Genomic DNA, 24,557 nt, shown 5'->3' on the forward strand with positions numbered 1-24,557 from the left:
TTATCTTAATCATATCCATCACAAACTACCTGATTATTCCTTTTTTTTCAGTTTAGGTATAGCAGGCGGCTTAATGGTTTTTACACTGGATTGCCTGAACAGTAAAACACTGATGGAAATGCCTATTGCCAGCGTGAACAAAAGCGAAGCGGTAAGCACAAAATTATGCAGGGTATCATGCAACTCATTGGGGCTTTGGTTCAGGCCGGTCTCATCTGTAAGCCTGATAAGGCCAAGCATAGTACGGTAAGCATACAAACCCGGGATCATGGTGATGCATGCAGGCATCGTAAATACTACGGGCGGCGTATGTGCCCTGTGTGCAAACACAATGCCCAGCAACCCAATAATAGCAGTACCACACATGGTAGAAGTAATTAGACCGAAATCAAATCCCTGGTGCAATAAAAAACGTATGCTGTGCCCCAGCCCGCCGAGCAAACCCGCTATCATCAACACTTTCCTGGGTGTATGAAACAGGCTGCCAAATCCTATCGCCACCAAAAATGCGAATGCAAAATCTTTGAGCATCAACAGTAAAATATTATCCATCTCTTAAAAATTATGTATGCCGAAAATTAAAATTGAAAATGCCATGCCCACTGCAATACACAGCAACAGGAATGCACCGTAAAACCCCCGCTGTATAGAAGTAGATACATAACCTTCTATCAGGTCTATTACCGAATTTACCAAAGGTACACCTGGCACCAGGTACAACACTGAAGTAGCCAAAGCTTTATCCGGTGCAGCTCCCAGGTCGTACACCACGTTTAGCGATACGATCATACTGGTAACAAATGCAGCAGCAGTTACGGCGATCATGATGTTGTATCTTCTCTTGGTTATTTCCTGGCGTACGATCAGCCCCAGCATGGAAGCGAAGAAGCTAAACAGCACGTCTATCCAGTTGCCGTCTGAAATGATGCAAAGCGAAGCGCAGGCCACGCCAACGCCCAACACAACCTGCCATCTCGGCAGATGCGGGCGTGACGATATCTCTTCAAATTCTTCTGCCACCTCGTTAAAAGAAAGCTTCTCATCATGCACCTTCCAGGAGAATACACTGATATCTGCCAGCGTATCAAAATGCACCAGGTGCCCTTTTACTTTTTTGTAGTGGGTAGAAGTTACGGTAGGATCGTCTTTGAATTTGGTAGTAAGGATCATACCCGAATAATCAAAAAATATTTCCGTATCAATGCCCATAGCATCGGCAATACGCCTTACATTGCGGTTGATCCTGCCACAGTGTGCACCAGATTCAAGTAAAGTTGTGCCGATGTTAAGCAGCAGTTGATTGTGCTGTTCAATAGTAGTTTTTTCCATTCGCTTTTACTAAATAACTGCCGCAAAATTAATGTTTTGCAAGGGCTTTATCGAAATTTTTAAACAAACGATTGTATCAGCATGCTGCAAAATAGGCAAGCTCTTCACTAAAATCAAGATTGGGGAAACGGCTGCTATAGCTGCTCGTAAGCTCATGATAATGCTGCAAAAATTTCCTGTGCTGTTCGGAAGCAGCATTAAAAGGCCTGTGACTTTTAGCTATGGATATTTTTCTAAACGCTTCGGCAAGTTGCTGTGTATCAGTATCCATGCAGCTTTCAGAAAATTTTTCCAGCACGAAAGCCGTTGCCTGATAGTTGGGATGAGCCAGGTCAATATCATAAAAACGGTAATCTCTTAAAACATCTATCACCAGCTCATAAGCAGGAAAATAATACAGCCTGTCAAACTTATTCACCAGGTGATGAACCGCTTCTATCAGCCTGGCTTTGCTGCGGTTGTTATCCACTACTCCATCGCGCAAATGCCGCACCGGGCTGATGGTAAACATTACATGCAGGCCGGGATTGAATTGCAGCAAACGATAGAGTGCCAGGTCAAATGCTGAGATAATTTCTTCAATACTGCAAAGATGCTTTTCAAATGTTTGTGCAGGCGCTTTGTGGCAATTGGCTACAGGTACACGGCTGTCTGAAAGCTTGTAGGAAAATGCGGATCCCAATGTAATGATCAGCCACTTGCTCTTTTGTAAAAAATCATGCGCCTGTTGCTGCGATGCATTGATGCCCTGTAAACAGGCAGTTTTATCGGGATGTGAAAAACGGCTGTGGTGCTGCCAGCTATGCCAGGATTCATTCAGGTAAAACAGATCTTCTTCCCTGTATTTTTTATGATCGATATAGCTGACCAGGCTGCTGCACACACTTAAAGGATCGAACAAAATCCCATTGGGGTTTTGTAAAACATTGAACTTTACATTTTTTAAATGATTGCCGATATGCTCCGTGAAGCAGGATCCGGTCAGGAAAATTTGGTCGTTGTAGGTGATTGCGGGTTGCAAATCCGGTATCTGTATGTTCGCGAAAAACTGCATGCTGCAAAGCTACTCAAAAATTTTCCTAAAAAACTTCCTAAAAGATTTGGCAAACTAAATAAATTAGTATATTTGCTAAATAAATTAGTTGTACAAATAAAAACTTTTTTACTATGAGCTACGCCGGAAAAAATTTACGCTACCTCAGAAAGTTAAGAGGCTGGACCCAGGATCAGTTTGCAGGCAAATTAGACATCAAACGCTCCCTGCTGGGCGCTTACGAAGAAGAGCGTGCAGAACCGCGCATTGATATTCTTGAAAAAGTATGCAGCATTTTTAAACTTAGCCTGGACGATGTTTTATTGAAAGACATTTCTGTACCTAATGGTGGCGGCGCCTACATTGACAAGCGGCGCGCTATGAAAATCTCAAAAGCAGAAACCAATGAAATCCAGTTTGTACCTGTCAAAGCCGCAGCAGGGTACCTTGCAGGCTATGCCGACACGGAGTTCCTGGATGAACTGAATACCTTTACCCTGCCTATGCTTGCACCCGGGTATTACCGCGCGTTTGAGATCGTGGGCGACAGTATGCTGCCAACACCAAGCGGCAGCGTGATTGTAGGAGAAAAAGTGGAGAACGTGGAGGAGATAAAAAATCAGAATCCTTACGTGGTTGTTTCCAAAAGCAACGGTATTGTTTACAAAAGAGTTTCCCGCAACAATAAAGTAAAGGATAAGATCACGCTGATCAGCGATAATCCCATGTACGAGCCTTACAACGTACAGCTTGATGATGTGCTGGAACTGTGGAAAGCGCAGATGATCATTACCAAGGCAGAAAAACAAAACCGCTGGGATGTAAACCAGCTGGCCAATATGGTGACCAACCTGCAGGAACAGGTAACTACTATGAAGAAGAAAATGAATTAGTGCTGTTTATTTTATGTTGTCTTTCGTATTTGCATCTCAATGACGCTTAGTCCTTTTTAGTCGCGCATGTAGGAAGTTAATCAATCAGCAGAAATGAATGCTATTTCCTGTAAAACATATTCATAATTCGCGAAGAGCGGTGAGGGCGTCTAAACAGCTGATATAGGCTTTATATCAACGAAAATTAATTTTCTGAATATAATTTTCTTTTTTCTAATTTAATTATGATATTTGTTATCATCGATAAAATAAAATAGCTATATGAAACAAATTATAATTACTTTATTGGTGTTCATGACTCTGCTATCGTGTCAAAAAGAAGCTGTAAATCAATCCTATCAAGCATCTTTTGAAATTTCACCTTATATAGAATATGTCGGGCCAAGGCCTCCGGCTGCTGCGGATGCTCCCAAAAATATTCCTGCTATGCGAGTAACCGATTTACGGACAAAGGAAACCTTTACGCTAACCTTAGGGGAGATTAAGGGTTTTACTTTTGAAGAAGGTTTCAAATATATCCTCATAGTTGAGGTGACAATATTAGCCAACCCGCCGATGGATGGAGATATAAATGAATATACGTTGGTTAAAATAGTTTCTAAAGAAAAGTAATTAATCCAATATTATTAAAGGGATGCGTTGATTTGGGTATTGTGCATATTTTTGACTAATTAGAAATTTCTGTCAGTTCAGTTGTTCTTTGCTATTCGGAATTTGCTATGCAAAAGTTGATGATTCTTAATCTTCCCAAAACTTTTTAACAGCAACCGGAATAAGCATCACACTTAAGCTTTTCTGCATATACCGTAATACTGTGGATCACGGTATCGCTGGCCTTGTAGGTTGCTATTTCATCAGCATCCAGGTAATTTTTAAGGATATCATCAGGTACAACAATTGGTTTATCTTTTTGAATAGCCATGTTTTTGAAGCCTGCATCTGAGATATAGCTTAAATATGCCTCTTTATCAATAGCGCTGGCAACGCAACCTGCATACATTTCTGCCGCACTCCTGATCTTTGCAGGCAATGTGCCCGTAAGCACAATATCTGAAATACTGAAATGGCCGCCGGGCTTCAGCACCCTGTATATCTCAGCAAACACGGCCTGTTTATCTGGAACAAGGTTTAACACACAATTGCTCACTACTACATCGGCTATATTGGAAGTTACCGGCATTTTTTCAATATCTCCCCGGCGAAATTCCACGTTATTAAATCCCAGCTTCTCTGCGTTCGCACGCGCTTTTTTGATCATGGCTTCAGTAAAATCAATTCCGATAACTTTGCCGGAATCGCCTGCTTCCGCCCTTGCTACAAAACAATCATTTCCGGCGCCGCTGCCCAGATCTATAACGGTATCGCCTTTTTTAATTTTGGCAAACTGAGTAGGAAGGCCACATCCCAAACCTAAATCAGCATCAGGGTTATAGCCGCTAAGCTCATTGTATTCTTCACTCATTATGGTATAGACTTCCGTACTGCAACCACCTGCTCCGCAGCAGCAAGAGGAATTGATGGCTTTATCCTGTAAGGCTATTTCGCTGTATTTCTGCCTTACCATTTCTTTGATCTCTTCTTGGGTATTCATGGGATATGTTTTAAAAACTTATAAAATAATCTGCTCAACAACAGCCCTGATTCCTGGCAGTCACTATGATTTTTGAAAAATAGTCTTTTAGTATGTTGAAGGTTTTCTCGTTTATGCAGTAACAAATAGCATTGCCTTCAATAGTGCCCTTTATAAGCCCGGCCTGCTTCAATTCTTTTAAATGCTGTGATACCGTGGGTTGCGCTAAAGGCAGCTTATCAACAATATCGCCACAGATGCATGCATCTGCTTTCAGCAGGTATTCTATAATGGCCACGCGTGCAGGATGCCCCAGAGCTTTCGCTATAGCTGCTATACGGTTTTGCTGCCTGGTATAATGATCTTTATTAGAAGCGCCCATAATCTATATTTCTATATTGCAATATTACGATATAGAATTAAAACTATCTTTTCGGAGGCAAATTTTTTTTCGTGCTTTTTATATGTTGATTTCAGATGGCCTTAACCACCATGTATACAAAGAAGGCAAAAGTTGCGCAAAGGAAATTTTGTGTCTCCGTGGCGAAATAGTGTACCTTGTGCAAACCCTTGTGCACCTTGTGATTGAGCTTATCTTCTAACCACACTATACACAAAAAAGACAAAAAGTTGCGCAAAGGGAATTTTGTGTCTGCGTGGCAATCGTATGTAGCTTGTATTCAGGATTGTTTACCATAAACTCCTGCTTTTCACAAGAAGGTATTGAAATCTTAAACCTGTTTAAAACTGCATCTTTTTAAAATAATATAACTTATCTTCTTTGGTAACGGCTCTTAAGACTTTGCATGGATTGCCCGCAGCTATAACGTTTGAGGGTATATCTTTAGTAACCACACTACCCGAGCCTATCACCGTATTATCACCAATCGCAATGCCCGGGTTTACAACTGTATGGCCGCCAATCCACACATTATTGCCGATATGAATCGGCTGTGCATATTCCAGCCCGGAATTTCTTTTTTCAGCATCAAGCGGATGACCTGCCGTATAAATATTTACATTAGGGCCAAACATTACATTATCGCCGATATGCACGCCAGCACAGTCAAGGATGATGCAATTATAATTGGCATAAAAATTTTCCCCTAAAAAAATATTATAACCGTAGTCGCAATAAAACGGGGGTTCAATATGAAAGTTGCCTGTAGTTTTTGCAAACAATGCTTTAAATAGGCTGTTCCTTTCATCGATTTTATGCGGATGAAGCGTGTTGATCCGGTACACCAGGTCCTTTGCATGTTGGCGTTCGCTAAACAACTCTTCATCAAAACCAAAATATGGCTTCCCTGCCAGCATTTTTTGCTTCTCTGTCATTAACTTATTTTTCGTTCCAGTAGTAGCTGTCGGGATAGATTCTTTCCCCGAAAATAGCCGTGCCTACGCGCACAATGGTTGCACCTTCCTCAATAGCCGTTTCCAGGTCGTGGCTCATGCCCATGGACAATTCGTGGGCTTCAATACCTTTATCAAGCATTTCGTGTTGTAATGTTTTTAATAATTCAAAACATTTACGCACTTTTTCCTGTTCGGCAGAGAAGAGGCCTATGGTCATCAAACCCTTTATTTGTAATCGTTCCAGCCTGCTTACTTCTTGTGCAAAGTCTACAGCCTGTTCGGGCGCTATACCAAACTTACTGTCTTCGTAGGAAGTATTTACCTGTATGAATATCTCCATTGTTCTTTGCTCAAACGCCAGGCGGTCGTTGAGTTTGCGGGCAAGCTCTATACGGTCTACCGATTGTATACAATTCACATATTTCAGTACCTCTTTTATCTTATTGGTCTGCAGATGCCCTATAAAATGTGTCTGGTGCGGAATGCTTTTCAGATCTTCATACTTTTCTTTTAGCTCCTGCACTTTGTTTTCACCCATCAGTGTTTCGCCGGCGCTGAAAGCTATGCGTATTTTTTCGGCATTTACCGTTTTCGTAGCAAGCAATAGTTTCACGTCTTCTGCACGCCTGCCGCAGCCTGCACATGCGTTGGCGATTCTTTGCTTAATAAGGTTTATGTTTTCAATGATAGGATGCATGATAAAATTCCTCCGTAAAAGATATTCGATAAAGATAAAGTTTATCAGTCAAACTTCCTCAGCCATTTACCCACTACAGGCATAGCGTATATTTGCTCTTTCTCTTTTCTGATAATGTATAGTACAAAAACCGATAATAAAATAAACCCGCTAAGCGTTCTGATAACAAGGCCCGGTGTAAGCGATTTTATAATTTCCTGGATAAAAAACACCAGGAGCATCACGGCGAGATAGCTTAATATTTTTGAAATATTATACGGCACTTTAAAAAACTTTTGTCCCCACAAATAACACAGGACCACCATTAAGCTATAGCAGGCAAGCGTAGTCCAGGCGGAAGCCATCATACCAAACCTGGGTATAAAGAAATAATTTCCCACCAGCGTAACCAAAGCGCCAATAACCGTGATGTAGATACCATAACGCATCCTGTCGGTTAACTTATACCAGATAGATAAATTGTAATAAATGCCGCTGAAGATATTTGCAAACAAGAGCACCGGCACGATGTACAATCCTACCCGGTAATTTTCCTGTACATAATATTTCCAGTAATCCAGGAACAGGGCCGTAAATAAAAATGCCAAACATAGCGTGATCACAAACCAGTTCATAACCCGTGCGTACAATGCAGGCGCATTTTTATCTGCTGAACGGTTAAAGAAAAAAGGTTCGGCTGCCATTTTGAATGCCTGTATGAACATAGTGATCACAATTGAAATTTTGTAGCATGCCGAATAAATACCAACAATGGTAATGCGTTCAGCAGGTGTGCCGCTGTACCATTTGTTCAGAAAAGCGCGGTCCATCACCTCGTTGATCATACCTGCAAGGCCTATTACTAACATGGGTGAACTGTATGCAAACACCTGTTTCAATAAGTCTTTATCTATGCTGAAACGGAAAGATCTCCATTCGTTAAAAAGAAGAAAGAAAACAACTGCACTGCCCAGCACGTTGGCCAGTAATATCAATGATACTTTATCGAACCCGGACAACAGATCTTGCACAAAGCTATTATTCAAGCCCGGCAATATGGCAAGGAAAAATATGATACAAACAATATTGATAATAATGCCGATGATCTTAATAAATGCATACCGCTTAGGACGTGCATCCTGCCGCAGTTTTGCGAAGGGTATGGCTGCCAGTGTATCAAATGCGAGGATGAGTATGCACAAGAAAATATACTGCACATTGTTCCCGATCCTGGTGAAATCAAGAATATCAAAACGAAAAATATACAAGAGCCCGCAGAACAGTATGGTTGAAACCAGCAGTGAGCCGAATGTTGTCTGGAAAAGCTTTCGGCGGTCTACACCCGGTTTGTTGCTGAACCTGAAATAGCCGGTTTCCATACCGTAGGTAAATACCACATTCAATACACCAAAGTAAGCATAGATCAGGGATACTTTGCCAAAGGCTTCCATCCCCGACTTATCAACCATCAAATAGGTCAGCACCGGTGTAAGCAATGCATTTAACAGCTTAGCTACTACGCTGCTGCCGCCATACCAAAGCGTTTGTCCTGCCAGTTTTTTTATCTGCCCCAATGAAATAAGTTTTCGCAAAAGTAAGACAAATGATCGATGTGGGTGTATTAAGCCACCTTGTATGAGAAAACAGGTAAATCGTTCACAGCACGCAACTTTTTTATATCTTTACCATGTGTCAAACCCGAATTTAAATACAGATATTTCCAGGCTTAGCTCTGCAGATAAGGAGTATGAAAACTCTATACGCCCTACCGACATCGACGATTTCTCTGGGCAGCCGCAGCTTGTTGAAAACCTGGTGATCTTTATCAAGGCAGCTAAAATGCGCAGCGAAGCGCTGGACCACATTTTATTTCACGGCCCTCCAGGCTTGGGAAAAACGACGCTGTCAAGGATCGTGGCAAATGAAATGGGCGTAAACATTAAGGAAACTTCCGGCCCTGTGATAGAAAAGCCGGGCGACCTAGCCGGGCTGCTCACAAGCCTTGGAAAGAATGACGTATTATTTATCGATGAGATCCATCGCCTGAGCACTATCGTAGAAGAATACCTGTATGCTGCCATGGAAGATTTTAAGATCGATATTATGATCGACTCCGGCCCCAATGCACGCAGCATACAACTTTCGCTTGAGCCGTTTACACTGGTGGGCGCTACTACACGCAGCGGCCTGCTCACAGCCCCCCTGCTTTCAAGGTTTGGCATTAAATCACGGCTGGAATATTACAACGCCGATACCCTGAAACATATTATTTTCAGGAGCGCCGGCATTCTTCATACAAAGATCGGCGACGATGCAGCCCATGAAATTGCGCGAAGAAGCCGCGGTACGCCCCGTATTGCCAACGGCCTGCTGCGCCGTGTGCGGGATTTTGCACAGGTACTTAACAACGGGGCCATTGATATTGCCATTACCAAGCACGCCCTGAAAGCATTGAATGTGGATGAACATGGCCTTGATGAAATGGACAACCGCATTCTTTCCTGCATCATAGATAAATTCAAAGGAGGCCCGGTAGGCATCACTACCATTGCAACAGCCGTTGGGGAAGAGCCCGGCACAATTGAAGAAGTATATGAACCTTTTTTGATACAGGAAGGATTTTTGCAGCGCACGCCGCGCGGGCGCGAAACCACGGAAAAAGCTTACATTCATTTAAGCAAGCAGCCACCCGCAAAAGGCGGGCAGGCAGTATTGTTTTAGATTTCATCATTCATTAAAAAAGCTCCTGTACAATAGTCAGGAGCTTTTAGTTTTATAAACATTCAATCTATTAATACATTCCGTCCATACCGCCCGGCATTGCAGGAGCAGCAGGCTGTTTAGGTTCAGGTTTATCTGCAACCACGCATTCGGTAGTTAACAACATGCCTGCGATAGAGGCTGCGTTTTCCAAAGCGATACGGGTAACTTTTGTAGGATCAATAACACCAGCTTTGTACAGTGATTCAAACACTTCAGTACGCGCATTAAAACCAAAATCATTCTCGCCTTCTTTAATCTTCTGTACGACGATGGAACCTTCAACGCCGCAGTTGCTAACAATTTGGCGGATCGGCTCTTCCAAAGAACGTTTTACGATGTTGTAGCCGGTAGATTCGTCGTCATTAGAACCCTGGGCAGCTTCCAGGTTTGCAGTAGCGCGGATATAAGCTACGCCACCACCCGGTACAAAACCTTCTTCAACAGCAGCACGTGTAGCGTGTAAAGCATCGTCTACCCTGTCTTTCTTTTCTTTCATTTCCACTTCAGTAGCAGCGCCTACATACAATACAGCCACACCACCGGACAATTTAGCCAGGCGTTCCTGTAATTTTTCTCTGTCGTAATCAGAAGTAGTTGTCTCAATCTGGGATTTGATCTGGTTTACACGAGCCTGAATGGCTTCTTTTTCACCCTTACCGTCTACGATGGTAGTTGTGTCTTTGTTGATGGTCAATGCTGCAGCACGGCCCAATACGCCCAGGTCTACGTTATCAAGGGTTAATCCTTTTTCTTCGCTGATAACCACACCGCCTGTTAAGATAGCAATATCTTCAAGCATCTCCTTCCTTCTGTCGCCAAAGCCGGGAGCCTTTACAGCAGCCACTTTCAGCTGACCGCGCAATTTGTTTACCACCAAGGTAGCCAAAGCTTCGCCCTCAAGGTCTTCTGCAATGATCAGCAGTGAAGAAGAACTTTGAACGATCTTTTCAAGCAATGGTAAAATTTCTTTGAGGTTAGATATTTTTTTATCGTAGATAAGGATGTATGGATTCTGCATTTCAGTTTCCATTTTTTCGGTATCAGTCACGAAGTATGGAGAAATATATCCCCTGTCGAACTGCATACCTTCCACAACATCTACATAAGTATCTGTGCCTTTTGCTTCTTCTACGGTAATTACGCCTTCTTTGCCTACTTTGCCAAAAGCTTCAGCGATCAGCTTACCGATTTCAGAATCGTTGTTGGCAGAAACTGTTGCTACCTGCTCAATTTTGCTGGTATCTTCGCCTACTGCCTGTGATTGTGCACGCAGGTTTTCAACGATAGCGGCTACTGCTTTGTCTATACCGCGTTTAAGGTCCATTGGGTTTGCACCTGCAGCTACGTTTTTCAAACCTTCACCGATAATAGCCTGTGCCAATACAGTGGCAGTGGTAGTGCCGTCTCCGGCTATATCACCGGTTTTAGATGCTACTTCTTTTACCATTTGTGCACCCATGTTTTCAATGGGGTCTTCCAGTTCAATTTCTTTAGCAACGGTTACACCGTCCTTAGTAACTGCGGGGGCGCCAAATTTCTTTTCAATAACCACGTTGCGGCCTTTAGGGCCTAAGGTTACTTTCACAGCGTTTGCAAGCGTATCAACGCCTTTCTTCATTTTATTTCTTGCTTCAATATCAAAAAATATTTGTTTTGCCATATTTTATTTCATTAAATCGTTAATAAGAAAATAGTTAGTGTGTTCTGGCATGCTTATGCCTGCCGAATATAGTTTTAGAGTACTGCTACGATATCGCTTTCTCTCATGATAAGGTATTCCTTACCTTCAATTTCAATTTCCTGGCCTGCATATTTTCCGTAAAGCACCTGGTCGTTTACTTTTACGGTCATGGGCTCGTCTTTTTTACCGTTACCAACTGCTACTACAGTACCTTTCTGTGGTTTTTCCTTAGCTGTGTCGGGGATAATGATACCGCCTGCGCTGGTTTTTTCTGCTGCTGCGGGTAATACTACCACTCTGTCGTGCAGTGGCTTCAATGTTATCACATTCGTTTCCATAATATTGATTTTTTATTTTGTTTTATAGTTTCAATTGCGGTTAACGCTCTGCAACTTCTTTGCCACGGTAATATCAAGGTCAAAATTGCATTTTACAGGGAATATTAAACAGTTAGGCTTACAAAAAATGTCAGCTTTAAAATTTATGCTGACATTTTTACCTTTAATAGGTTTATTCAATGACCACTTTTCTACCGAAATAGCGGCTAAGAGAATCTTTTATTTTTGAAGTATCAGCAGGATTTTGCAGGGTTATGGGGAAATATATTTTATAACTCTTTGCGCCGTTGATGTCAACAGTATCTACCAGGATATTGTGCCCGTATTTGGTGAGCTGGGCCGTACGACTGGTAACACGGTTAATGTGGGGTGTAGTTTCAATAATGAATTTTGACACATTATTTTTTGCAACCGGCGCCTGGCCGGCAACGGTATCCTGCACCGTTTCACTATGGGCTATCGGCTGCTCTTCAATGGCATTTGCGGCACGCTCATCCATCATGGAATAAATAAAATAACCAATCCCGGCCAGCAAAACCAGGATTATGAAATACAAAAACACCTTCATGCCATTGCTGCTGCGCTGGTAGCGGTAATTGTAATTGGGCATTTTATTCAGGCTGTTATCTTCACCGGTACCGGCAGGCAACGCTTCCCTGAAACCAACGGGCGAATATTTGCTGAGTTTATAGCCTTCGTTTTTATCGGAATAAATATATCCCACTCCCTGGAAATTCATGGCGCGGGAGCCGATATTCATCAACTGGCGCGACTCTTCAATGAAAGAATCTACGTCTGCACGGACTATGCTCGGGTTTTTTTGTTGCAGTTCAGCAATATACGCGTAAAGGCCTTCGGAAGTGGTGGCTTTCTTATCAAAAACAAAAATGTTGGGACCGGCCTGCTCCCCGCTTTCAGAAGCTTCTACAGGATTGTTTATGGAAATGGTACCGATCTTTTCCATACTAAGCGTTTTGTGCTGCAAAAGATAGTCGGTCAATTGCTGAATATTAACTGCCACAATGTTTAGATTTATTTTTAAATAAAAATGTTTTAATTTGTTTTTGAAAGATACCTGAAAAGATAGTCTCTTACAAAAATAAACTTTTTTACATGCTTACAAAAGAGGAAAATGATTTTGTTGATTATTGGGAAAAAAACAGGCAACAGGAACGCTCGCTGTCACATCAGCTAAAATCGGGATTGTATGTAGGGTTGATATTCTGTAGCGCAGTACTGGTAATGGTTTTCAGCGGATGGTATAAGCGTGCGGATATGATGGTAAACAGCAATGGCAGCTATATTCTTGTCATTATTCTTGCACTGGTGGTCATATCAGTAGTATTTGCGGTGTTTTATAAACGCCAGCAGTGGGACAGGAAGGAGCAGCAATACAATGAACTGATGGCCAAGAAGCGCAAATCTGAAAAACAATTGCAACAATTGTAGCGTTAAGCGTTATTTTTACGTAACAATATTTAGAAATACCGACAACAACGTGCATGTACGTAGAATCAACAGTGTTCACATGCGGATGCTGCACCCCTGTAAAAAATAAACTTTTATTATGAAATAACCATAAAGATCAAGAATCTATACCAACCGTGAATGATATTGAATCTAAAAAAAATGGTTATTCCATGTGACAACTGAAAAACAAATAAATATATACACATGAAAAGAACTTTTCTATCCCTGATGACATTGTTTGCAATAGCAATCACTGTAAGCTCCTGCCTGAAAGGCACTGAACCACTGCAGCCCAGAGACCCTGCCGCAGAGAAAGATACCATTCAGAAATTTATAACTTCCAAAGGATATACCATGGTGGAAGATGCACTTGTACAAGGATTGATGTACCAGATTGTAGCCCGCGGAAGTGAAACGGATACAATTTCTAATAGTGCTCCCGTTATTGAAATTACTTTTAAAGAAACACTGCTTGATGGCACAGTAACTTTAGAAAGCGCAAAAGCTGTATTTAACCTGTTGAAAACAATACCTTTCTCACAGGGTGCCATGTACTCGCTTAGCAAAATAGGAAAAGGCGGGCATATACGCCTGGTAACTCCTTCCAAATATGGATACGGTCCCTATATAAAAGGTAAAGTGCCGGCTAACTCGCCGCTATTTTACGATATCGAACTGCTGGATGTGCGTGAAACAGAATAGGAACATTTACATCCTTAATACTTTAATAACGGGCAGGCTGTTTTTTAAGCTTTGCCCGGCCTTATTGAAAATACGAGCATAAAATTTATTCATATTTTCATATGGTAAAAAAATAAATAATATACACACATAAAATAACCATAAAGATTAAGAATCTTTACCAACCGGGAATGAGTATTGAATCTAAAAAAACTGGTTATTCCATGTAACAACTAAAAAACAAATAAATACACATGAAATAGCCATAAGCAAAGTTGCATACCAACCGCGAATGAATAAAGGCTATTCCATGTGACCATTAAAAAACAAATAAATACACATGAAATAGCCATAAGCAAAGTTGCATACCAACCTCAAATGAATAAAGGCTATTCCATGTGGCAACTAAAAAACAAATAAAATAAATATACACAGATGAAAAGAACTTTTCTATCCTTGATGACATTGTTTGCAATAGCAATCACTGTAAGCTCCTGCCTGAAAGGCACTGAAACACTACAACCCAGAGACCCTGCCGCAGAGAAAGATACCATTCAGAAATTTATAACTTCCAAAGGCTATACCATGGTGGAAGATGAAAACCTGAAAGGACTGATGTACGAGATTGTAAATAAAGGAAGCGCTACAGATACAATTTCTAAAGACAAACCCGTTGCTGTTGTTAAATATAAGGGTATGCTGCTGAATAGTACAGTATTTGGTGAATCAGAAAATCAATCATTCGACCTCAGAAACGCGGGTGGTTTGATTCCTTCTTTCTACACTGCTTTGTTCAAAGTCGGCAAAGGTGGACAAATCCGTTTTGTAACCCCTTCTGCTTACGCTTACGGCCCCTACGTCAAAGGAAGTATTCCTGCCAACTCGCCTTTATACTTTGAAATAGAAGTTACAGATATCAAGAGTCCTGGTAACGGCTATTAACAGGTTTTATATTCAGATGCCTGGCAGTTCTGTGATCTGCCAGGTTTTTTTTATTTCCGCTGGATAATGCCGCCGCCAACCACATCTTCACCTTCATAGAACACAGCGCTCTGGCCGGGAGCTATACCCTTGGCATCTTCATAAAATTCAAAGCGGATATTGCCGTCTGGCTGGTTGTACAACCTGCCTAAAGTACCGCTGTCTTTATACCTGATCTTTGTGAGCAGCTCGGTACCGTCTGCTACTCTTTCGTACTTCTGCCAGTTAATACCGGCAATAAAAACTTCATTTTTGTTGAGGTCTTCTTCATCACCCAAAACTACCGTGTTGGTTTCTGGGATAATTTCTGTAACGTAGATTGGCCTGCCGACTGCCACAAGGCCTTTTCGCTGACCGATGGTATAAAACGGGTATCCTTTATGCCTGCCTAAAATTTTACCGGTTTTGTCTACGAATAAACCGCCGTCCACTTTTTCTTCCAGGCCCGTTACTTTCCGTTTTAAAAAACCACGGTAATCATTATCGGGCACGAAACATATTTCATAGCTTTCGCTTTTCTTAGCCAACTCAGGATAGCCATAGCCTTCCGCCATTTTGCGGATTTCGGTTTTTCTGTAGTTGCCCAATGGTAATAATGTGCGTGAAAGCAAGTCCTGCTCTAATCCCCACAATACATAGCTCTGGTCTTTTAATTCGTCCAGGCCTTTGGTTAAATAATACCGTCCGTTGGTATGGCGGTGAATATTGGCATAATGACCGGTAGCAATAAAATCACAACCCATTGCGTCTGCACGTTTCAGCAGTGCGCGCCATTTAATATGGGTATTACACATCACACAGGGATTAGGCGTTCTGCCTGCCAGGTATTCTTCTACAAAATTTTCAATAACAAAATCGCCGAACTCATCGCGGATATCCAGAATAAAATGCGGGAAACCGTTTTCCACAGCCGCTTTGCGCGCATCGTTGAAGCTGTCTACATTGCAGCAGCCCGTCTCCTTGGTACTGCCGCCGCTGGCAGCATAGTCCCAGGTTTTCATGGTAATGCCAATTACTTCATAACCTTCGTTGTGAAGCATTAACGCGACAACTGTACTGTCAATGCCGCCACTCATAGCCACTAAAACTTTTCCTTTACTCATAAGCGCTGCAAAGATATAATTTTAATGGAGAATGATGACCAGCGACTATTGTTAAACAATTTTTCTTGCGAAAAGCTGACATTATCTTTCTTCAGGCAAACCGTATTTCTCCAGAACGAAATCTATGTCCTTATCTCCTCTTCCGCTCAGGTTCACCAATATGGATTTATTCGGATCTTCTTTTGCCAGCTTTACTGCGTAGGCTACTGCGTGCGCGCTTTCCAGGGCAGGTATCACACCTTCCAGCCGGCTCAGTTCAAAAAATGCATCAATACACTCCCTGTCATTAGCCGTTACATACTTCACCCGCTGAAAATCTTTAAGCATGCAATGTTCAGGGCCAACACCCGGGTAATCCAGCCCGCTGGCTACAGAATATACAGGCAACGGCTGTCCTTTCTCATCCTGCAGCAGATAACTTTTAAAGCCATGCAAAATGCCCGGTGTGCCAAAAGTCAGGGAAGCGGCATGTTCGCCGGTATCCATTGACCTGCCACCCGGCTCCACGCCGTATATCTCGCAGTTTTCTTCCAGGAAATCGTAAAACAAACCCATGGCATTACTACCTCCGCCAACACAGGCCACAAGCTTATCAGGCATGCTGCCGGTCATTTCAAAAAATTGTTCTTTGGCTTCGATGCCCACTACACGTTGAAAATCTCTTACCATCATCGGGAAAGGATGCGGGCCCACCACAGAGCCGATGCAGTAAATGGAAGTTTCCGGGTCTTTCAGGTAAGCTTCAAATGCTGAATCTACCGCTTCTTTCAGGGTTTTGAGACCATGTGTCACAGGCACCACTTTTGCGCCCAGTATCTTCATGCGCACCACGTTGGGATATTCCTTGGCCATATCCACATCTCCCATGTGAATCTCGCATTCCAGGCCAAAGTAAGCAGCAGCCGTAGCCAGCGCCACACCATGCTGGCCGGCGCCCGTTTCTGCGATAAGCTTTTTCTTTCCCAGATATTTTGCCAGCAAAGCTTCGCCCATGCAGTGATTGAGCTTGTGCGCACCCGAATGATTCAGGTCTTCGCGTTTCAGATAAATCCTTGCACCGTATTTCTCGGAAAGCCTGTTGCAGTAATAGACAGGTGTAGGCCTCCCCTGGTAATGCTTTCGAATGCTTCTTAGTTCAGCGATAAATTTATGCGACCTACTAAGAGATGTATAAGCGTCGCATATTTTTTTCATCTCTGACTCCAGTACCGGGGGTATGAATGCGCCGCCATACTCATGAAAGAAACCACCCGCGTCCGGGTATTTTTTGAAATTTTTCTCCGCCATAAAAGATAGTTTTAAGTGAAAACCCCAGATGTTCTCTGAGGTTTTATTATTATTATCAAAGGAAACAGTAAAGCTGCCTATTTCAGGCTGCCTACCATATCTTCTGGTTTTACCCATTCATCAAACTGTTCGGCTGTAAGTAAGCCTAAGTTTACCGCTTCTTCTTTTAATGTAGTACCGTTCTTATGGGCGGTCTTGGCAATTTTAGCTGCATTTTCATAGCCGATGTGCGTATTGAGTGCAGTTACCAGCATCAGGGATTTATCTACCAGTTCTTTAATCCTGGTATGGTTAGGTTCAATGCCCACAGCGCAGTGGTCATTGAAAGAATGACATGCATCAGCCAGCAATTGAGCAGACTGGAGGAAATTGTACGCCATCACAGGTTTGAAAACGTTGAGCTCATAATGTCCTTGGGTACCTGAGAAGCTGATAGCTACATCATTGCCCAATACCTGTGCACAAACCATGGTCATTGCTTCATTCTGGGTTGGGTTTACCTTGCCAGGCATGATTGAAGAGCCAGGCTCATTTTCCGGGATCAGTATTTCACCAATACCTGAACGTGGACCGGATGCCAGCATGCGCACATCCTGAGCTATTTTAAATAAAGCTACAGCCAACTGCTTCAGGGCACCGTGCGTTTCCACAATGCCGTCATGGGCTGCAAGGGCTTCAAATTTGTTGGGGGCAGTTACAAAAGGATGGCCTGTAAATTGCGCAATGTATTCCGCAACTTTTACATCGTAGCCTTTGGGCGTATTCAGCCCCGTACCAACTGCCGTACCGCCGAGCGCAAGCTCCTTCAGGTGGGCTAATGTATTTTTAATGGCTTTGATAGCGTAATCCAGTTGCGCAACATAACCTGAAAATTCCTGTCCCAATGTAAGCGGGGTTGCATCCATTAAATGCGTCCTGCCGATTTTTACAATATCGTTAAAAGCCTTTGCCTTGGCATCCAAAGTGTTTCTTAAAACTTCCACGGCGGGTATGGTTTGCTCTACTACTTTTTTGTAAGCAGCAATGTGCATAGCCGTAGGATACGTATCGTTGGAAGACTGGGATTTATTTACATCATCATTCGGATGGATGATAGATTTTTCACCCAAGGTTCCCCCGTTATTTACATGTGCCCTGTTGGCAACCACTTCATTCACATTCATATTAGACTGTGTACCGGAGCCTGTCTGCCAGATCACCAACGGGAACTGATCGTCTAATTTGCCTGCTAAAATTTCATCACATACATCAGCGATCAGGTCGCGCTTTTCCTGCGTTAAAACACCCAGCTCACAATTGGCAAAAGCGGCTGCTTTTTTCAGGTAAGCAAATGCTTCAATAATCTCTTTGGGCATAGAACCTTCAGGACCGATTTTAAAGTTGTTCCTGGAGCGTTCCGTCTGTGCCCCCCAGAATTTATCGGCAGGAACCTGCACCTCACCCATAGTGTCTTTTTCAATACGATATTCCATGATTAATATTTTAGTTTTATTGAATAGCAAAGGTAATTTATTTTGTTTGCAGCTAATATGATATTGGTCAGATAATTATGAGCGGAAGGGTTAATGGACAATGATAATGGATAATGGCAAATTTTATTTATTAGGTTTATAATGGGGATTTGTATTCTGCAATCTGTAATTTGTAATTTGCAATTTGCAATTATAACTCCATAACTCACATCGGTATCAAAAAAAAGCGACCGGAATTCCGATCGCTGCATGTATTTCTATGATTGATTTTGATTGATATCTTCTAATATCTTCCATCTTTTTTGTCTTGTGAACGGCCTACACCATAACCAACCGCACCACCTACAACACCCCCTATGACAGCGCCTGCACCACGGTTACGCTTGTTAATGATAGCGCCTGCTACCGCACCTGTACCTGCACCGATCATGGCTCCTTTAGCTGCCTTGCTAATGCCTCTTCTTTCAGGAGCTGTCTGCACCGGAGCGCTTGCATATCCGTCATTTGAACCTCTTGAATAAGTGCCTGATGAAGAAGATGACGATCTCCTGGCGCTGGATGAAGATGATCTTGAACTTTGCCTTACAGCGCTTGATTTATTGGCAGATCTTGTGGCAACTGCTGCAGTACTTGCTTTTTCAGCATTCATCTGATCTACTTTTGCCTGTGCTGCCGAGTCAATTCTCGCCTGGTCTGCTAATTGTGCATCAAGTAATTTCTGTTGCCTGAAAGCTGCCAGACCGGCTGTATCCTGCGAGATTGTATTGTTGTCCTGGTTGTTGCTTTTACAAGCTGCTAAAAACATAATAAAAGCAGCAACTATTAAAAATATGTTCTTCATAATGTATCATTTTAGTTTATAAAAAATCTTTTTCCGGATCATTTCCTTATGGCTTAGAATAAACAAAAACCATACAAGTTTAAATCTATAAGCCGTCTAAGCAATATAAATTTGTTAAAGCCAGGGAACGAACTCAAGATAAAACATTGGGATTCAAGAGTAATGTAAATACTTTTTTTAACAGTTTATACAACCTTTCCATTAAATAAATAAAAATTATTTTTGCCTTACAGTATGTTTAATCTCTATACAATCTTTCTCATAGGCATAGGTAGTTTTATCGGCGGTGTATGCAGGTACATGGTATCTGTTGCCATGCAAAACAGGCTTTCCACAATACTTCCTTACGGAACTTTAGTTGTAAATGTCCTGGGATGCCTGTTGATAGGTATTGTATTTGCTTTCTTTGAAAAGCAACCTTCTAACCAGGAGTGGAAACTGTTTTTAGCAACAGGGGTTTTGGGCGGCTTTACTACATTCTCCGCATTTTCCAATGAAACTATTATCCTGTTGCGTAATGGCCAGTTGGGTTTAGCAGCTATGTATATTGGCGCCAGTGTGTTATCAGGCCTTGCTGCTACCTATCTTGGATATTGGGTAATAAAGTAACTTGTAAAATTGTTTTGACACTTAGATGATCGCTGTTTTCAATGGCCACATGAAATTACTTTCAGTGAACTTTCTTTCGACGTATATTCACCCTCAGTTGATATGCAGTACTCTTATGGCTCATTTCATTTCTTTAGCAACCTGTTCTGCAAGGGCTGATGCCTTTACAACATAGCTGTTCCTGGCTAACCGGTCTCCTGCTTTTCCGTGCAGGTAGCAACCCGCCCATGCAGCGTGTAAAGGAGATAGTTTCTGAGCAAGCAATCCTGCTATGATGCCGGTAAGCACATCGCCCATACCGCCCTGAGCCATTGCCGGATTACCTGTTGGATTGATATAAATCTTCTTATCGCTATGGCAAATAAAAGTATACTGGTTTTTGAGCACGATGGTGAGCCTTCGGCTGAAAGCCTCACCCACTGCGGTTTGCAGCCTGCTGTGCCAGCTGGTATGGTTGCCGAATAACCTGTCAAACTCTTTGATGTGTGGAGTCAGTATTGTGCCCGGAGGCAGTTTATCCAGTAAATTTTTATCTTTCGCCAGAAGGTTGATAGCATCTGCATCTATGACTAATTGAGTCTGCATTTCCAGCGCTTTTTCAAGCAGTACTTTACTTTCATCGTTGGTATCAAGGCCGCAGCCAATAGCTACAACCTTGTAATCTTCAGCCGTTGAGGTTATTTGCCCGATATCGCGCGGCAAATACATTGCCTCGGGCAAGGAAGCATTAAGCGCAGTAAGCCCGCTACCGGGGATGCAGGCTGTAACCAACCCTGCACCGGCATGGATGCAGCCGCTTGCACATAACAACGCAGCGCCCATTGTCTGCGGCTGTCCGCAAATAAGCAAAGCGTGGCCATAAGTTCCTTTGTGTGAAAAGCGCTTTCGTGGCGGCAGAATTTTCCTGATATCTTTTTCTTCCAAAAGGTAATGACCGGCCGGTAACGATTGAATATAATCTTCATCCAGGCCAATATTTACAACTTCAAACTCCTGCGTGGCTGCCAGGCTTTCAGGTAGAAAAAAATTGAATTTTGGGCGTTGGAATGTAATAGTTTTTTGTGCCCTGATGCCATTGTAGTTTTCATCAACGCCGCCATCTGCAGGCAGCCCTGTAGGTATGTCAACAGCATACACAGGTATATTTATGGCATTGATCTTTTGAGCCAGCTGTGCATATTCACCAGACAACGGTTTATTCAGTCCCGAGCCCAACACCGCATCAATCAATACATCGGCTGCGATGAATTGCATATCTTCTGCTTTATAAATATACCTGACGGGAGCATGCATTTTTTTCAGCAGCGCTTCATTTGTTTTATTGTCTTCACTTTGGTTTGGCGAAAAATTTATTTTGTAAACGGCAGTATTGAGGTACCCGCTATTTATCAGCATACGCGCAATAGCCAGGCCATCGCCACCGTTATTTCCGGGGCCGCAGAAAACTGCTAAACGCAATCCTCTATCATCAAAATCTTTCCTGAAACATTTTACAAATGCAGCAGATGCCCTTTCCATAAGATCGAATAATGTTACAGGTTCGTGGGTAATAGTGTATTCATCCGCGAGATGCATTTGTACCGCTGAGATAATGGCCTGCATAAAAATAATTTTTCTGCCATCAAATTAAAACAAAAGCATTGAAAAAACAAAAGCCACGGATGAGTACATCCGAAGCTTTTACAAATTATGAAAAAGAAAAGTTATGGTAATTCCCAAACAAGTGCGCTGGCGCCAAGAATGGCTGCATCAGCTTCTTTAAGTTCACTTGGAATAATAGCTACTTTATTTCTGAAGATAGGCAATAAGTTTTCTTCCATAGCATCTTTTGTTGGCTTGAATATAAGATCGCCGGCTTTGGTAAGCCCGCCGAACAATATAATAGACTGCGGTGAAGAGAACATAACAAAATTGGCCAGCGCCATACCTAAAATCTTGCCTGTGTAGTTATAAACTTCCACTGCCAGCTCATCTCCCTGTATAGCACAGTCATACACCAAACGGCTGTCAAGTTCATCGGGGGTATAGTTGCGCATGATGCTCGGTGTTTCAGGATTTTTTTCCAGCATTTCCAATGCAGTCAGGCGTACACCTGTTGCAGAAGCATACGCTTCCAAAGATCCTTCAAAGCCTGTAGCCCAGTGTTTGCGGCCTCCGGGAATGATGATGTTGTGTCCCAGCTCACCTGCAAAACCATCGTGGCCGTATACCAGCTGGCCGTTAACCACGATACCGCTACCAACGCCGGTGCCCAAAGTAATCATGATAAATTCTTTCATACCACGTGCAGCGCCGTAGGTCATTTCACCTACCGCTGCAGCGTTTGCATCATTGGTGAGCGCAGCAGGCAACCCAAATTTTGCTTTCACCATATCTACCAGCCTGATCACGCCTTTCCACTGAAGATTGGGAGCATACTCAATAGAACCTGTGTAAAAGTTTCCGTTCGGTGCGCCTATGCCAATTCCTTTGATGTACTCTACACCGCCTGCCTGCTCAATGGTAGGCATCAGTGATTCGTAAAGCTCCTCAAGATAATCTTCTATTTTTTCATGCTTTTTGGTAGACGTTGCTCCCCGGTAAGAGATGTGGCCTCTACGGTCAACAAGTCCGTAGACCGTGTTGGTGCCGCCAATATCTATACCAATAGCATACTGCTGTGTCGCTGGAATTTCCATATCTTTTTTTAATTTTTAAATTTTATAAATTTTCAAAAACCTAAATTACAAATTATTTTCATTACGAAAATATGTTTTATATCAGCTTGAAAAGATTTAACTAAAACAAATACTTATATACCTCTTCTACCTTGCCCAGCGCTACAATCTCAATGTGGTAGTGGCTTTTATTCAAACCTTTTTTGTTGAATTTGGAAACAATGATCTTTTCAAAGCCCAATTTTTCTGCTTCGGCAATGCGTTGCTCCACGCGGTTTACAGCACGTATCTCGCCATTGAGCCCGACTTCCCCTGCAAAACAAATATGTTCGGGCAATGCAGCATCTTCATAAGACGACAACAAGGCACATACGATGGCCAGATCCGTGGAAGGGTCTTCTACATTTAAACCGCCAGCTATGTTTACAAATACATCTTTTGCCCCAAACATAAAGCCGCCGCGCTTTTCCAGCACCGCGAGCAACAATTGCAGCCTCCGCAAATTAAAGCCGCTGACCGTACGTTGGGGTGTGCCATACACACTTTGGGTCACAAGCGCCTGCACTTCTATCAGCAAAGGGCGCATACCCTCCATACTTGCTGCGATGGCGCTGCCGCTTAACTGTTCGTCTTTCTGGGATATCAATAGTTCCGATGGATTGGTAACCATGCGCATGCCTTCGCCCGTCATTTCATAAATGCCTAATTCCGAAGTGCTGCCAAAACGGTTTTTCAGTGTACGTAAGATGCGGTATGCATAGTGCCTGTCGCCCTCGAACTGCAACACCGTATCTACCATATGTTCCAGTATCTTAGGGCCTGCAATATTGCCGTCTTTAGTGATATGGCCGATCAGGAAAACAGGCGTACCTGTTTCTTTAGCAAACTTCTGAAACTCGGCAGCCGTCTCCCGTATCTGTGAAATACTCCCTGCCGACGACTCTATCATGTTCGACTGCATGGTCTGAATGGAATCAACGACTACCATATCGGGCCTGAGTTTTTTTATTTCTTTGAATACAGACTGGGTGGAAGTTTCGGTAAGCAAATAAAAATTATCATTCTCGGCTTTTAGCCGGTTGGCGCGCATCTTGATCTGCGGTTCACTCTCTTCGCCGCTGATGTACAGGGTTACGTAGTCTTTCAACTGCAGGCAATCCTGCAACAAAAGTGTACTCTTGCCAATGCCAGGCTCCCCGCCTACCAGCACCAGGCTGCCCGCAACTATACCGCCGCCCAGCACACGGTTAAGTTCAGTATCATAAGTGAAAATTCTTTTTTCTTCCGTAAAATTTACTTCGCTGAGCGCAACAATTTTAGTTTCTTTTTTGGCAGGACTTGTTTTATAATTCTTCCATTCATTGGCAGCAGCAACTTTATCGTTTTTCTCAACGATCTCTTCCACGAATGTGTTCCATTCATTGCATGCCGGGCACTTGCCCAGCCACTTCATACTTTCATAACCACAACTTGTACAAAAAAATGCTGTTTTGATTTTTGCCATTGGAAAACATTTTTCCAAATGTAGGTTATAAATCCGCAATGGCAATACAAGGTTTTATAGATAGTATTTACCTCTTCGCGATTCTCTTAGCAGCCCTTCTTGAAATAAAGAGTTTAATCAAAGGGCTTGGAAGTAAGTAATAATTTTGCGGGATGCTTTTTATTTACACTCAATGCCGCTTTAATCATGAAATACCCATAACCAAAGTTGCATACCAACCGTTGATGAATAAAGGCTATTCCATGTCACGATTAAAAACAGCCGCAAAGCGGCGAACTAAAATTTATACACATGAAATAGCCATAAGCATAGG

Annotated in this window: 25 protein-coding genes; 7 read left to right on the top strand and 18 right to left on the bottom strand. The window is 42.6% G+C overall.

Features of this window, described 5'->3' with window-relative positions:
* Positions 1–33 precede the first annotated feature (33 nt).
* From OD355_RS06845 to OD355_RS06855, 3 genes are all read right to left on the bottom strand, one after another.
* Positions 34–552: a threonine/serine exporter family protein gene (locus OD355_RS06845; protein ID WP_263037713.1), complete on the bottom strand. Its 519-nt coding sequence runs from the start codon at positions 550–552 to the stop codon at positions 34–36.
* 3 nt (positions 553–555) lie between these two features.
* The gene (locus OD355_RS06850; protein ID WP_263037714.1) at positions 556–1,329 is read right to left on the bottom strand and encodes a threonine/serine exporter family protein; all 774 of its coding nucleotides are present in this window, start codon (positions 1,327–1,329) and stop codon (positions 556–558) included.
* A gap of 76 nt (positions 1,330–1,405) precedes the next feature.
* The gene (locus tag OD355_RS06855) at positions 1,406–2,383 is read right to left on the bottom strand and encodes a GSCFA domain-containing protein (RefSeq protein WP_263037715.1); all 978 of its coding nucleotides are present in this window, start codon (positions 2,381–2,383) and stop codon (positions 1,406–1,408) included.
* A 113-nt stretch (positions 2,384–2,496) separates the two neighbouring features.
* Between OD355_RS06855 and OD355_RS06860 the strand changes: the two genes are divergently transcribed.
* Positions 2,497–3,255, top strand: coding sequence for an XRE family transcriptional regulator (locus OD355_RS06860; RefSeq protein WP_263037716.1), 759 nt, complete (start codon positions 2,497–2,499; stop codon positions 3,253–3,255).
* A gap of 261 nt (positions 3,256–3,516) precedes the next feature.
* Positions 3,517–3,867, top strand: coding sequence for a DUF4377 domain-containing protein (locus OD355_RS06865; RefSeq protein WP_263037717.1), 351 nt, complete (start codon positions 3,517–3,519; stop codon positions 3,865–3,867).
* A 145-nt stretch (positions 3,868–4,012) separates the two neighbouring features.
* On the opposite strand, the gene OD355_RS06870 is transcribed toward OD355_RS06865, so the two are convergent.
* The 5 genes from OD355_RS06870 to OD355_RS06890 form a co-directional block, all read right to left on the bottom strand.
* On the bottom strand, positions 4,013–4,846 hold the full coding sequence (locus OD355_RS06870) for an arsenite methyltransferase (protein ID WP_263037718.1): 834 nt from the start codon (positions 4,844–4,846) through the stop codon (positions 4,013–4,015).
* Between the two features lie 34 nt (positions 4,847–4,880).
* The gene (locus OD355_RS06875; RefSeq protein WP_263037719.1) at positions 4,881–5,207 is read right to left on the bottom strand and encodes an ArsR/SmtB family transcription factor; all 327 of its coding nucleotides are present in this window, start codon (positions 5,205–5,207) and stop codon (positions 4,881–4,883) included.
* 359 nt (positions 5,208–5,566) lie between these two features.
* A complete protein-coding gene (locus OD355_RS06880) occupies positions 5,567–6,160 on the bottom strand; it encodes a sugar O-acetyltransferase (RefSeq protein WP_263037720.1) in 594 nt (197 codons plus the stop codon).
* 4 nt (positions 6,161–6,164) lie between these two features.
* Positions 6,165–6,878, bottom strand: a complete 714-nt coding sequence (locus OD355_RS06885) for a YggS family pyridoxal phosphate-dependent enzyme (RefSeq protein WP_263037721.1) — start codon at positions 6,876–6,878, stop codon at positions 6,165–6,167.
* A gap of 44 nt (positions 6,879–6,922) precedes the next feature.
* The gene (locus OD355_RS06890) at positions 6,923–8,431 is read right to left on the bottom strand and encodes a lipopolysaccharide biosynthesis protein (protein WP_263037722.1); all 1,509 of its coding nucleotides are present in this window, start codon (positions 8,429–8,431) and stop codon (positions 6,923–6,925) included.
* Positions 8,432–8,492: 61 nt separating this feature from the next.
* Here OD355_RS06890 and ruvB point away from each other — a divergent pair, with 61 nt between their 5' ends.
* A complete protein-coding gene (gene ruvB, locus OD355_RS06895) occupies positions 8,493–9,578 on the top strand; it encodes a Holliday junction branch migration DNA helicase RuvB (protein WP_263037723.1) in 1,086 nt (361 codons plus the stop codon).
* A gap of 70 nt (positions 9,579–9,648) precedes the next feature.
* On the opposite strand, the gene groL is transcribed toward ruvB, so the two are convergent.
* From groL to OD355_RS06910, 3 genes are all read right to left on the bottom strand, one after another.
* Positions 9,649–11,280 carry a chaperonin GroEL gene (groL, locus tag OD355_RS06900; RefSeq protein WP_263037724.1) on the bottom strand — a complete coding sequence of 544 codons (1,632 nt, stop codon included), beginning with the start codon at positions 11,278–11,280 and terminating at the stop codon, positions 9,649–9,651.
* Between the two features lie 74 nt (positions 11,281–11,354).
* Positions 11,355–11,639, bottom strand: a complete 285-nt coding sequence (locus tag OD355_RS06905; RefSeq protein ID WP_263037725.1) for a co-chaperone GroES — start codon at positions 11,637–11,639, stop codon at positions 11,355–11,357.
* Between the two features lie 172 nt (positions 11,640–11,811).
* Entirely contained in the window at positions 11,812–12,660 is an 849-nt protein-coding gene (locus OD355_RS06910; protein ID WP_263037726.1) for a hypothetical protein, read from the bottom strand.
* A gap of 92 nt (positions 12,661–12,752) precedes the next feature.
* On the opposite strand from OD355_RS06910, the gene OD355_RS06915 reads away from it, so the two are divergent.
* The 3 genes from OD355_RS06915 to OD355_RS06925 all read left to right on the top strand — a co-directional run bounded on the left by OD355_RS06915 (position 12,753) and on the right by OD355_RS06925 (position 14,732).
* Positions 12,753–13,088 (top strand): hypothetical protein, encoded by a 336-nt coding sequence (locus OD355_RS06915; protein WP_263037727.1) that lies wholly within the window; start codon positions 12,753–12,755, stop codon positions 13,086–13,088.
* A 225-nt stretch (positions 13,089–13,313) separates the two neighbouring features.
* Complete coding sequence (locus tag OD355_RS06920) at positions 13,314–13,811, top strand: FKBP-type peptidyl-prolyl cis-trans isomerase (protein ID WP_263037728.1); 498 nt, start codon at positions 13,314–13,316, stop codon at positions 13,809–13,811.
* A gap of 414 nt (positions 13,812–14,225) precedes the next feature.
* Positions 14,226–14,732, top strand: a complete 507-nt coding sequence (locus tag OD355_RS06925; RefSeq protein ID WP_263037729.1) for an FKBP-type peptidyl-prolyl cis-trans isomerase — start codon at positions 14,226–14,228, stop codon at positions 14,730–14,732.
* 50 nt (positions 14,733–14,782) lie between these two features.
* Here the strand turns inward: OD355_RS06925 and mnmA are convergent, their stop codons facing one another.
* The 4 genes from mnmA to OD355_RS06945 form a co-directional block, all read right to left on the bottom strand.
* Complete coding sequence (gene mnmA, locus OD355_RS06930) at positions 14,783–15,874, bottom strand: tRNA 2-thiouridine(34) synthase MnmA (protein ID WP_263037730.1); 1,092 nt, start codon at positions 15,872–15,874, stop codon at positions 14,783–14,785.
* Positions 15,875–15,955: 81 nt separating this feature from the next.
* The gene (gene trpB / locus OD355_RS06935) at positions 15,956–17,278 is read right to left on the bottom strand and encodes a tryptophan synthase subunit beta (protein ID WP_263037731.1); all 1,323 of its coding nucleotides are present in this window, start codon (positions 17,276–17,278) and stop codon (positions 15,956–15,958) included.
* Positions 17,239–18,633 (bottom strand): class II fumarate hydratase, encoded by a 1,395-nt coding sequence (gene fumC / locus OD355_RS06940; RefSeq protein ID WP_263037732.1) that lies wholly within the window; start codon positions 18,631–18,633, stop codon positions 17,239–17,241. The genes trpB and fumC overlap by 40 nt, the downstream gene beginning before the upstream one ends.
* A 283-nt stretch (positions 18,634–18,916) precedes the next feature.
* A complete protein-coding gene (locus tag OD355_RS06945; RefSeq protein ID WP_263037733.1) occupies positions 18,917–19,474 on the bottom strand; it encodes a YMGG-like glycine zipper-containing protein in 558 nt (185 codons plus the stop codon).
* A gap of 222 nt (positions 19,475–19,696) precedes the next feature.
* Between OD355_RS06945 and crcB the strand changes: the two genes are divergently transcribed.
* Positions 19,697–20,083 (top strand): fluoride efflux transporter CrcB, encoded by a 387-nt coding sequence (gene crcB / locus OD355_RS06950; protein WP_263037734.1) that lies wholly within the window; start codon positions 19,697–19,699, stop codon positions 20,081–20,083.
* A 120-nt stretch (positions 20,084–20,203) separates the two neighbouring features.
* Here crcB and OD355_RS06955 read toward each other — a convergent pair whose 3' ends face one another.
* The 3 genes from OD355_RS06955 to radA all read right to left on the bottom strand — a co-directional run bounded on the left by OD355_RS06955 (position 20,204) and on the right by radA (position 24,244).
* Complete coding sequence (locus OD355_RS06955) at positions 20,204–21,685, bottom strand: NAD(P)H-hydrate dehydratase (protein WP_263037735.1); 1,482 nt, start codon at positions 21,683–21,685, stop codon at positions 20,204–20,206.
* A gap of 101 nt (positions 21,686–21,786) precedes the next feature.
* On the bottom strand, positions 21,787–22,761 hold the full coding sequence (locus OD355_RS06960; RefSeq protein WP_263037736.1) for an ROK family protein: 975 nt from the start codon (positions 22,759–22,761) through the stop codon (positions 21,787–21,789).
* Positions 22,762–22,861: 100 nt separating this feature from the next.
* Positions 22,862–24,244: a DNA repair protein RadA gene (gene radA / locus OD355_RS06965; RefSeq protein ID WP_263037737.1), complete on the bottom strand. Its 1,383-nt coding sequence runs from the start codon at positions 24,242–24,244 to the stop codon at positions 22,862–22,864.
* Positions 24,245–24,557 lie beyond the last annotated feature (313 nt).

The organism is Haoranjiania flava (genome assembly GCF_025631005.1).
GTDB classification, from domain to species: domain Bacteria; phylum Bacteroidota; class Bacteroidia; order Chitinophagales; family Chitinophagaceae; genus Haoranjiania; species Haoranjiania flava.